The organism is Companilactobacillus tucceti DSM 20183 (assembly GCF_001434665.1).
GTDB lineage: Bacteria > Bacillota > Bacilli > Lactobacillales > Lactobacillaceae > Companilactobacillus > Companilactobacillus tucceti.
Genome location: NZ_AZDG01000020.1, coordinates 35,553 through 46,585, shown reverse-complemented (window position 1 = coordinate 46,585; position 11,033 = coordinate 35,553). Strand labels below are relative to the sequence as shown.

Here is an 11,033-nt window from a genome sequence, read left to right as displayed (position 1 = left end):
TAGAGACAGATTCAACTTTATAATATTTCATCTGTCAACTTGACAGGGACTAGTGCAACAGAAGGATTATCAGATACTAAAATAATATCAAAATCAATAAATATGTTTATGCCTAACATATCAGATTTTTTTGAGCCACTAGATATGCAAAATGACTATCCGTTCACGGGAGTACCTAATATGAGCAACTTCTACAAGGGAATTGTGAAATTAGAAGTAACACAAAATATTCTCTTTATCTTTGATAACGATACAGCTGGAACTAATGCCTTAGAAAGTTTAAACAAAATAGATAAACTGCCTAATATAAAACTAATGCTCCTTCCTAATCTGAAATTTGCAGAAAATTTTCCTGTGGTATATAGGAATAAACTTAGTACAAGAAATATAAATGGATTTGCACTAACTATTGAATGCTTTCTAGATCTAGATGAATCAAAAAATTACATTAGAATCAATTCATCTGGCAATGGAAAAATCAATTCCAAATCTTCTCTAAAAAAGAGTTTTCCGAAAAATTTTGATAAGACATATAACTATTCTAATTTAAAATTTTTAGTGCAATATATAAAAAACTTTTGGATAAATAACATTTAACATCATAGCTATAGATGACAACTAATTATTTTTTTAATTATAAAGTCAGATAGAAAAGTTCCAGACAAATCTACTTTGTAGATTGTCTGGAACTTTTCTAATCCTTAAACACGGCATCAACGCCATTTTCTGTCTTCTTATTCTCACCTTCAAATCCAAGATCTAATCCTAAGATGCCCAAGAAATCCATCAAAGCAGGATTCAATCCCAAATTATCTAGTTCGGTACGGTTAACACTATATCTGATGGTATCTTCCAAACCATTTTCTACCTTTTCGATCCAACGTGGCTCACGCAAGTATTCACGTCCTAAGGCAGCGAAATCAATACCGGCATCCATAATCTTTTCAGCGTCTGCTGGTGTTTGAATCGAACCAACAGAGATGAGTGGTAATCTGCCTTTTACTTGATCTTTAATACGTAGAATAGTTGGTCTATCCTCACTCTTGTCATTCAATGATTTACGCCATGCGTTACCCATTGAAATATGTAGATAATCTAATGGTTGATCAGCTAATTTATCAATAAATTGAAGTGTATCTTCCATACGAATACCTGGTTCTTCAATTTCCTCTGGTGAAATACGGTATCCCAAGATAAACGGCTTCTTAGCATATTCATCAATTGTCTTTTTAACAATATTGATTATTTCTAAACCGAATCTCATTCTCTTTTCAACTGAACCGCCCCACTTGTCAGTACGACGATTTGAGTTTGGTGAGAAGAATTGTTGAATCAAATATGTATTAGCACCATGAATTTCAACTCCATCAAATCCAGCTAAAATTGCACGTCTTGTAGCATCACCAAAAGCCTTAATGATTTCTTCAATCTCATCATTGGTTAATTCTCTTGGTGTTTCCATACCCTCACGAGGTGCCGCAATCGCACTAGCACTTTCAGTTTGGTTACCACGAAGAATTGCACTGTTTGACATTCTTCCAGCATGGAATATTTGCAAAATGGCTTTTGTACCACCGCCATTACCTTTCATTGCCGTAGCCATCTTGGCTAAACTAGGAATAAATTTGTCATCACTAGCTGATAATTGGCCCTCAAATCCTTTACCATTACGAATTACATAAGCAACTGGACTAATGAACATCCCTACTCCGCCAGATCTTAAACTAGCATAATATGTTTCATCGCGTGAAACCGATCCATCTTCCAAACTTGATTGTTCAGTCATTGGAGGAATAACGATTCTATTTTTTACAGTTACACCATTCTTAAAAGTATATGGTTCCAAAAATTTATATTTTCCCATTTCATAAATCTCCTTATACCTTATATTGTGATTTTGTTTACAAGTACAGTATAATTTGGGAGTAAATTATTTGTAAGTACGCACTTACAAGTTAGGTAGTAACCACGTGGTAAGAAATGTGAGGGATCAGGCTTTATGAAAAATATTATTTATAATTTAGGCATCGATTTAACACTAGATATCATCGAAGGTAAATGGAAGACTTCACTTATTTGCTGGATTGGTCAAAAAGATCGCCGCAACGGTGAATTATTAAATCTCATGCCAGGCGTTTCTCAAAAAGTTTTAACACAACAATTACGTGAACTTGAAAGTGATGGCATCATTCAAAGAACCAGTTATGGCACTGTGCCACCTAAAGTTGTTTATTCATTAACTGATGACGGTATGGAATTACGTCAAATGCTAGTTGATCTATCTATTTGGGGTGAGAAAAAAGCTTCTCATTTGAATGATAACGGTGATCACATTCATATAACGCATGACAGTTCTGAAATTATTCCTGAAGAAAATCCTACTTTGAAGTTATTAGAACAATAATTATGTCGTCACATGACCCATATCAAGTCCAAAAATGCCAATTATGCTATCATTATATTAAGAAATTGTTATAATGATTTACACAAGAGGGAGGACAATAAATGCAATCAATAGATAAAGCAAAATCAGCTGGTTTAGCTCGATTCACTTCACTAGTATATTTATATACTGGATTAGGTGTTGCCTTTTGGACAATCGCAGCTAATGCTATAGCTAGAAACACTTCACTTTCATATTCAATTATGAACATGATGGGATCACATAGTTTGATTTTCTCATTAGTAGTAATTGCGGTTGCCTTTGGATTTATTAGTATGGCTAACCGATTCGCAACTACTTCGTACTTAATGACGTTCGTCAGTTACGTAGCATTTCTAATAGCACTATCAGTTTTTGGTGTTCCAGTATTCTACTTATATTCAGCTCAAAGTATTATTCAATCGTTAGCTGTAACTTCAGTAATATTTATCGTTTCAGCAGCCTTTGGATTTTTCACTAAGAAAGATTTAACAACTTGGAGCAGAACTTTATTAATCGGTTTGATTTCAATCATCATAGTTTCAGTTATCAATATCTTGATTTTCCATAGTTCTGTAGCCGCATTGTTAATCAACATTGCCGTTATCGTAGTTTTCTTATTCTACATTGCCTTTGATTCACAAAATATCAAACGCATTTATAACAGCGCTCAAAACTCAGAAACACTCGGCGCCATTGCTTTAGTAGCATCAATCAGTTTAGTACTAGATTTCATTAACATTTTCTTGAGCATTCTTTCTATCTTTGGTGATAGTAATTAGAGAGTGCAAAAAAGCATGGTCAACTTTCGAGCATTAAAATAAAATACCCCAGCAATCGGAAGATTGCCGGGGTATTTTACTTTAATGCTCGAAAGTTATGCTTTTTGGCACGTTTCAATATTCGTATATCTATCTAATCAACAAGACCAGAAACAGCCTCATTAACAGCATCTTTTTCGGCTTCAATCAACTTCACACGTGTTTCAACGATTTTAATATCCATGCTTATTTCACGTGTCATACCTGGTGTATTCAATTTAGGCTCAAAGAAGGCCTTAAATTCAGCCAAACGTTCTGGTGTATGGAAAATCATTGCTGTAACGGTGATATATGTTGTAAATTCCATATCTCCACCAACAGTGTCATCCAACCATTGCCAGTCATTTCTGATCCAATCCCAAGCAGCTTCTTGTCCAGCGTCATTAGCTAACAATCCACGATACCAAGCACGTAGATCTTGAGGTTTGATCGTATCAGCGTCTTCAAAGAATCCAACTAATTTCTTAATCAACTTAGGATCTGGTGTAGCAGTCAATGCTGCACAGATATCTTCTTTATAACTAGCATCTGATGATTTACGATATTCATCTAATAAGTTGTCAAAGACTTCTTCTGTACCATAATTTTTAACTTCGTTACGAAGAATAAATAATCTAATATCAGCCGAAATAGCAGATAGATCTTGTTGTTCATTATCTACATAAATTGCATGTGCTGATTCAATTGAAATAGGATTCTTAGCATACAACGATGCATTCAAAACATATGGACGAGTCAATTGGTCATCATTTGATTCGCCAGATTTTGGTTGCCAACCTAGTCTTTTAACTTGGTCAGAACTCAATTTATCAAATAATTTTTCTAAAGACTTAGCTTCATTTGAATTTGGTGTGACGAATTTCTTCAAATCATTTGCGACACGATATAATGTGGCAATAACAACATTTGAATGACTTCCAGCAAATTTTGGCAATAATGGAACAATTTCAGAGTAAGAAATTTGATTACCTTCTGCCAATAGTCTTAAGTCTTGCAAAATTTGCAATTGAGAAATCGAATCTAATGAATCAATATTATCTAAAATATCTTTCAATAATTCATCATCATATTTAACAATAAAGTGTGAATTATTACCGACGTTAACACGGAAAGGTTTGTCATTTTCTTTACGTAATTTGTCATATGTCCCAATAACTATAGTTTTATCAGCCATAATTTTAGGTGCAGCGTCATAATTACTGTTCAAAGGAATCTGCCATTGACGTTCTTTACCAACACCATCCCCAATGAAGAATTGTTCTTGTGACAACGTTAATTCACCATCAATGATTGAGGCTTTAACAACAGGATAACCAGGTTGTTCCAACCAAGTATTCATAATTTTAGCAACATCCATACCGGCAGCTTCACCAATAGCATTCCAAAGATCAGCACCTTTGGCATTGTTATATTGATGTGCAGCAAAATAGTTCTTCAAACCTTTGCGTAATGCATCGTCACCCACTAAAGCACGCATCATAACAAGCATTCTGGCACCTTTAGCATAAACGATAGCACTGTCAAACAATGCATCGATTTCGGCTGGATCTTCAACATCAACGTGAACAGATTGAACTCCATCAGTAGCATCACGTTGTAAAGCGGCTGGAACGTCTGATGTTTGGAACATTTCCCAAATATGCCAGTCAGGTTCAATTGCATCAACTGAAACATATTCCATCATATTAGCAAAACTTTCGTTTAACCATAGGTCATCCCACCACTTCATAGTTACAAGATCACCGAACCATTGGTGAGCAAGTTCATGAGTAATAACTGTGGCAACTAATTGTTTAGTATCAAGTGAAGTATTATCTGGATCTAGTGTTAAATAAGCCTCACGATATGTTACAAGTCCCCAATTTTCCATAGCTCCGGCTGAAAAGTCTGGTAAAGCCAATTGCCATGAATGTGGAAGTGGATATGGTGTTTGGTAGAAATCTTCATAGAACTCAATTGCACGTTTGGCAATGTCTAAAGCAAAATCCAATTCGTTAGCTTTATGTGCTTTAGTAGCGAAGACACCAACTTTTACACCACTCTTTGTAGTCGTTATTTTACTTTGAAGGTCACCAAAAGCAAAGGCAATCAAGTAAGTAGACATACGAACGGTAGTATCAAAGTAATGAACACCATTTTCAGTCTTTACTTCAGGCATGTTACTTAATACTGTTTCGCCGTCTTGTTCATCGAATTTAAGGGCAATATCAAATTTAGCTTTAGCTTCTGGTTCATCAACACATGGAAATGCTTGACGAGCGAAGTTAGTTTCAAATTGTGTACCAATGATTTGTTTCTTAACACCGTCTACTTCGTAATATGAAGGATAAATTCCCATCATAGAATCTGTAAGTGGTGCGGAATATTCAATTGTTAAAGTTACTTCACCAGTTTTTGTTAAAGCAACATTAAGAGCATCATTTTGATTTTCAGTTGTAAATGAAACATCTTTTCCATCAGCTTGGACTGATTTAATAGTTAAATCCTTTTGATGGATCGAAATATCTTTAACCTTGGCGTCACCAGTAATTGTAGTTTTACCAGTGATAACCTTTGTACCTCGATCAATATCTATATAAAGATCATAGTGTGTTGGCTGGAATTTTTGATAAAAATGCGTTAGTTCAGTCATAAGTTCCTCCCTAAATCATCTAGAATACTTCTATTATACGACTTTCATTATCAATTCACTCACAATATCATATAGCTGTTTATTACTTATTTTATTTGTTATAATCATGACTCTTGTTTGAATTTTTAAGAACATACTTTCATAATTGTTATGAAAACAACACGAAAAATGGAGTGTTTAAATGAACCAATCAAAAAAAGAAGAGATAATTAGTAATATAAATTCATTACTAAAAGATTTTAACAGGACTTTAGGCCACTCAGATATTGAGATTGATATCAAAAAAGAAATAATCAAAGCATATATTTCAATCAACGACCCAGAAAACGTTAAAGATCAATACAAAGAAATACCTGAAGCGTTAAGTACTTTAAATAACTTCTTAATGAAAATCGCAGTAAGTAAAAAATATCATTTTAGCCCTGAACAGGATAAGATCATACACGAATATGGCAACGCTTATTCAGAATCGTATGCCGATTCCCTTGGAGCCGTGTTCAATGCCATGGCCTTTTTCCATCCTTAGAGTGCAGCCAATCATGGTCAGCTTTCGAGCATTAAAATAAACAAGGCCAGTAATCCAAAGGATTGCTGGTCTTGTTTATTTTAAGCGGAAAAAGCTATGATTGGTTGCACGTTTATGCTGCAAATTTAAAGATAAATAAAGAAAACCGTAGCAATCTTCTGAAGTTCTTCCTCAAGTCTGGTTACTTTTTCATGAAATAACAAATAAGAGTGATGTTAGGTCGTGAACTTACGGCCTTACAGCACAGGGCGACTTTTGAAATTCGCGTACTTTGCGAAGTTCAAAATCGAGACCCCGAGACCAAGGCTCGGGTCGGTCCCATAGCGGTCTAATTTTCTTGATCCTAGAGGCATCTATATTACAACTTTCAAAGCATATCTTTAGATTATTTAACTAACTTCCCAACAACTGGCAATTTAGGTAACACTGATTTTTTATGTGGAGCATGAATGATAATGTCAGATAAATCATTACCTGCAGTATTTCCATGATGTTTACCACCTGCCCAAGGTTTTACATCCGTCATGTCGTAAACAACACCATCAATTGCAACATATGCTTTATTGCCATTTTGTCCATCATACTTTTTCAACTCTTCCAATGTAAATTCTTTATCTGCCATAATGCTTTCCTCCCATACAATAGTCTTTCTTAATTTCATTATTACATATTTATCAGTCTATAAACAGTTATTTGCTGTGTATAAGTTTACTTTACTTTTTTAAAATCATACGTTACTATATTTTCGAGGTGAGATATATGAAAAAAGACTTTGGTGATAACATCTCAAATACTGTTTACGAGCATCGTGTGCTGGCTAGAATGTCACAACAAGAATTGGCAGACAAAGTTGGTGTCTCAAAACAAACAATATTTGTTATGGAAAAAGGAAATTATGTCCCTACTCTTTTATTAGCATTTAGAATTTCAGATTTTTTTAAAGTTCCACTGACCGAAATTTTTCAATACGAGGAAGGAAAAAATAATGATCAGTAATAATCTATTCACAGGACTACATCTTTGGGCTGGTGAATCTACTGGAAATTGGAACCAGTTAGTTGGAGGAAGCTTTGTATTATTCGTTATCAGTTGCATAGTTATTTTCAGAGGATACTACCTTTTTAACGGTTGGAATCTTTTTAGCACCGGTGATGAACGCACTTCAAAAATTACTATGTATGCGACTGCTTACATGTTCATTGCATTCGTAATTTTAGATATAGTTTTACCACATGACTTTATGTGGCAAATTTTCTTATTATTAAAGTACTCGTTAGTATTTCTAGTTGGAGGGATATATTTACTTTTCAAACATTACAGAGATTTAAATTAAAAAATTGATTCAGATCAAGTTAAAAAATAAGCGCTTACTTTAAACTGAAGTTATCAAATGAAAAGAGGTTTTATAGATGACTGCAGTTAAAGATTATTTAAATGAACACGAAGAGAAATTAGATTTATTTACTAAAGCAATTACAATTGCGCATGGTAAAAATCATCCTGAAGTATTCGCTGTTAGAGAAGAATATCTTAACATCAAAGAAGCAGCTAAAAATGGTCAAAACTTAGACGATGATTTTGATCAACTTCGTGAAACCACACAAAATTACGCAATCCCAGGTGACGTTTGTCCGACATTTGAAGCAACTTATCAAATGTTAGAAAGCGCCGATTCAATTAATATGAAATCATAAATAAAAGAAGACAAATTCAGTAAAAAAACTGAACTCGTCTTCTTTTTTAATATGTATTAGCAATTTGATTGAATGTATTGTCACTAATTAGTATATTCTTCAATTGATGAAAAACATTTTATAAACGTTCTCTAATAATACTTATTCAGAGTCTAGGCCGTGTTTAGTATAGGCGTAAATAAATATTAAGACGCTTAAAACAGTCCATATTGTAAGTACTGTTATATCTTTAAAACTAGGCGAATATTTTTTTGTAATCATATCATTTATAAAGTTTATAATTGTTCCAGAATATGTAAACGATGCAATGTTGGCTATGGTTTTATTAATCATTTGGAACATAGGAGTCATAGTGAATATTAGAAGTATGGGCATACTAATATTTCCAGCTTGCATCTGATTTTTCGAATATATACCAACAATATATCCGATCATTATACTAATAAACCCACTTAAAGTAGTATAAATAATATAAATAGGCCAATTAACCTTATTCATAGCTATTCCAGCTATAGGAACTAAAATAATATTAACTAAAATTATCATTAATATTGACGGAATAATACTACCAATTATGAATTCAGCACCATTAACAGATGATGTCATTAGTACTCTTAACGTATTCTTTTCCTTCTCTTCAGCAAGAGGATAACTTCCCATCATGATACCGCCCATGATTGAATTAAACAAAGCCCCAAAACTTAGTAAAAATGCCCCCGTCATAACGGCTTTAGGCATGGACATTTTCATTATTAGCACAAAACCGATAGCAAGTAGTGGAGCAACCATAATTGATAGGTTTGTGATAATTGATTGTAGTTTTAGTTGTAAAATAGCATTTATTTTTCTTATTGACAAGTTCAAATTAATTTCCTCCCAGTAACTTCTAAGAATACTGTTTCTAGTGTCGGTTCACATGAATGAATGGTTACTAGCTCATTATCAGTCATCCACCAATTTATTTTTTGAGTTGTTTCTTCAGATTGTGACAAGATAAATTCTTTGCCGTCTTTAAGTAGAATTTTGTAACGTTTTTTCTTATTGTGATTTAATCGTATTTCTCTAGGAGTACCAGCCTCAACAATCTTTCCATTGTTTAATAAAGCTAAATGGTCGCACAATTTTTCCGCTTCTTCCATGTTATGGGTTGTTAAAAACACTGCAGTACCGTTATCCCTTAAAGACTTAATTAGTCTGTGAATTTCTACTTGAGTACTTGGATCTAGGCCACTTGTTGGTTCGTCCAAAAAAAGTACTTTTGGATTATGTATTACAGCTCGTGCCAAAATCAATCTTTGGCGCATACCTTGTGATAATTTTCCGGCAATCTTTTTTCTATCCTTAAATAATCCGACTCGTTTAAGTATTTCTTCGATCTTAGATTTTTTAACGTTTAATATTTTAGTAAATATTTCCAAGTTTTTATATACGGATAATTTGTCGTACAGCCCACTGTTATGAGTAACAATACCCACTTGTTCATAAATATGCTCATTTATTTTTTCAGTAGGAACCCCCAGTACAGAGGCAACTCCATCACTAGGATGCATTTGCCCCGTGAGAATTTTTATAGTGGTAGTTTTTCCTGCACCAGATGGTCCTAAAAAGCCAAAAATCTCTCCAGGCTGAATATTAAAACTTATATCTTTTAAAGCAGTTTGATTTTTAAATTGCTTCGATAGATGCTTAACGCTGATCGTATCCAATTGAGTCATCATTTTCTCCTTTTCGTTGTTGCGAGATTTATGTTATAAGATAATTAAATAAATGTATTAAAAAAACGCCCAACTGTATCAGACAATGTCTGAGTTGTGCGTTATTCAATCGTTATGCTCCAATTAATTTTCGTAAAGTTTCCATTTTTGCTCTGGATAACGGTAATTTTTCCTTTGTAGGTCCTTTTAGAATTAGAGTATAGCTATTTCTCGAATAGCTTATAAGTTCAGAAATACGCTGTAAATTTACCAAATAAGAACGATGACAGCGATAGAAACCAAAATTTTCTAACTTTTGTTCCAATTCATTCATAGTTAACAATGAGGGATAATATTCATCACCGATACGTATATTACTTACAGAATTTATACTTTCTATGAAGTCAATTTCATCTGGATTGAAAAAAATTGTTTTATCTGCCAGTTTACAGGCAATTTTAAGATTTTTTTGTGGTTGAAATTTATCCATTTTATTATCATTAGAAACTGTACTAGGTTCATTAATAATGTCGGTTTTCTCAAGTCCAGTATGATCATTATAACGATAAACTTCATCGCTTAATAATAATAATTCTTCCATGTAATATGAAGTGAACAGAATAGTTGTACCCGATTTTCTAACAAAATCAACAGCTTTTAAATATAGCTCAATTCCTTCATCTGTTAAATTAGTTAAGGGACTTTCGATAAGTATTAAATCTGAAGACGAAATAAACATACGAAACAAGCTTACCCGTTTTTTCTGGTCATTGGATAATTCTTTTATTTTTGTATTTTCAACATCTTCTAGTGAAAATTCTTGAAGATTATCAGGAATATTTACACTAGAGTTAAAAATTTTTTGAAATAGTTTTAGATATTTTTTAACGGAATACGAACCATATAGTCCATCGTCATTAAGTTCATACACTATAGAATTGACTTCTCTATTTATGATTCCACTCGAGATGGGAAGCGTTCCCTTTATTATGCCAAAAAGCGTTTTTGTAATAGTAGGAGGCATTTTAATTCCAATCTTTGATCCAGTATCAATATTCAGAGTGATATTTTTTAAGTCGTAATCACCGTTATTCTTTTTTGTTACTTTATCCAATGAAATTATTGACATTATATAGTTACTCACTTTCTGAAGTATGAGATTCTTCCTTGGACTAACTTATATTTTTAATTAAAAATTATATTCAATAATAACATATCCTTCAAAAAAGCATTTTAGCGGTTTA

At 33.2% G+C, this 11,033-nt stretch carries 13 protein-coding genes; 7 read left to right on the top strand and 6 right to left on the bottom strand.

What is annotated here, in order from left to right; genetic code table 11:
* The first annotated feature begins 180 nt into the window (after nucleotides 1–180).
* A complete protein-coding gene (locus FC72_RS08780; RefSeq protein WP_162253529.1) occupies nucleotides 181–597 on the top strand; it encodes a hypothetical protein in 417 nt (138 codons plus the stop codon).
* Between the two features lie 97 nt (nucleotides 598–694).
* On the opposite strand, the gene FC72_RS08775 is transcribed toward FC72_RS08780, so the two are convergent.
* Nucleotides 695–1,864: an NADH-dependent flavin oxidoreductase gene (locus tag FC72_RS08775; protein ID WP_057766868.1), complete on the bottom strand. Its 1,170-nt coding sequence runs from the start codon at nucleotides 1,862–1,864 to the stop codon at nucleotides 695–697.
* Nucleotides 1,865–1,999: 135 nt separating this feature from the next.
* Between FC72_RS08775 and FC72_RS08770 the strand changes: the two genes are divergently transcribed.
* On the top strand, nucleotides 2,000–2,404 hold the full coding sequence (locus FC72_RS08770) for a winged helix-turn-helix transcriptional regulator (RefSeq protein ID WP_083480794.1): 405 nt from the start codon (nucleotides 2,000–2,002) through the stop codon (nucleotides 2,402–2,404).
* A gap of 101 nt (nucleotides 2,405–2,505) precedes the next feature.
* On the top strand, nucleotides 2,506–3,204 hold the full coding sequence (locus FC72_RS08765; protein WP_057766866.1) for a Bax inhibitor-1 family protein: 699 nt from the start codon (nucleotides 2,506–2,508) through the stop codon (nucleotides 3,202–3,204).
* Between the two features lie 133 nt (nucleotides 3,205–3,337).
* Here the strand turns inward: FC72_RS08765 and FC72_RS08760 are convergent, their stop codons facing one another.
* Nucleotides 3,338–5,875 (bottom strand): M1 family metallopeptidase, encoded by a 2,538-nt coding sequence (locus FC72_RS08760; RefSeq protein WP_057766864.1) that lies wholly within the window; start codon nucleotides 5,873–5,875, stop codon nucleotides 3,338–3,340.
* Between the two features lie 181 nt (nucleotides 5,876–6,056).
* Here FC72_RS08760 and FC72_RS08755 point away from each other — a divergent pair, with 181 nt between their 5' ends.
* Nucleotides 6,057–6,401, top strand: a complete 345-nt coding sequence (locus FC72_RS08755; protein WP_057766862.1) for a hypothetical protein — start codon at nucleotides 6,057–6,059, stop codon at nucleotides 6,399–6,401.
* Nucleotides 6,402–6,786: 385 nt separating this feature from the next.
* On the opposite strand, the gene FC72_RS08750 is transcribed toward FC72_RS08755, so the two are convergent.
* Entirely contained in the window at nucleotides 6,787–7,023 is a 237-nt protein-coding gene (locus tag FC72_RS08750; protein WP_057766860.1) for a cytochrome b5 domain-containing protein, read from the bottom strand.
* A 137-nt stretch (nucleotides 7,024–7,160) separates the two neighbouring features.
* On the opposite strand from FC72_RS08750, the gene FC72_RS08745 reads away from it, so the two are divergent.
* The 3 genes from FC72_RS08745 (at nucleotide 7,161) to FC72_RS08735 (ending at nucleotide 8,095) form a co-directional block, all read left to right on the top strand.
* Nucleotides 7,161–7,397 (top strand): helix-turn-helix transcriptional regulator, encoded by a 237-nt coding sequence (locus tag FC72_RS08745; protein ID WP_057766858.1) that lies wholly within the window; start codon nucleotides 7,161–7,163, stop codon nucleotides 7,395–7,397.
* On the top strand, nucleotides 7,387–7,734 hold the full coding sequence (locus tag FC72_RS08740; RefSeq protein ID WP_057766857.1) for a hypothetical protein: 348 nt from the start codon (nucleotides 7,387–7,389) through the stop codon (nucleotides 7,732–7,734). Before FC72_RS08745 ends, FC72_RS08740 begins: the two co-directional genes overlap by 11 nt.
* A 76-nt stretch (nucleotides 7,735–7,810) precedes the next feature.
* Nucleotides 7,811–8,095: a hypothetical protein gene (locus FC72_RS08735; RefSeq protein ID WP_057766855.1), complete on the top strand. Its 285-nt coding sequence runs from the start codon at nucleotides 7,811–7,813 to the stop codon at nucleotides 8,093–8,095.
* A gap of 141 nt (nucleotides 8,096–8,236) precedes the next feature.
* On the opposite strand, the gene FC72_RS08730 is transcribed toward FC72_RS08735, so the two are convergent.
* The 3 genes from FC72_RS08730 to FC72_RS08720 form a co-directional block, all read right to left on the bottom strand.
* Nucleotides 8,237–8,959 (bottom strand): ABC transporter permease, encoded by a 723-nt coding sequence (locus FC72_RS08730; protein WP_057766852.1) that lies wholly within the window; start codon nucleotides 8,957–8,959, stop codon nucleotides 8,237–8,239.
* Entirely contained in the window at nucleotides 8,956–9,810 is an 855-nt protein-coding gene (locus tag FC72_RS08725) for an ABC transporter ATP-binding protein (protein WP_057766851.1), read from the bottom strand. The genes FC72_RS08730 and FC72_RS08725 overlap by 4 nt, the downstream gene beginning before the upstream one ends.
* A gap of 112 nt (nucleotides 9,811–9,922) precedes the next feature.
* Nucleotides 9,923–10,918 carry a LytTR family transcriptional regulator DNA-binding domain-containing protein gene (locus FC72_RS08720; RefSeq protein ID WP_057766849.1) on the bottom strand — a complete coding sequence of 332 codons (996 nt, stop codon included), beginning with the start codon at nucleotides 10,916–10,918 and terminating at the stop codon, nucleotides 9,923–9,925.
* Nucleotides 10,919–11,033: the final 115 nt, after the last annotated feature.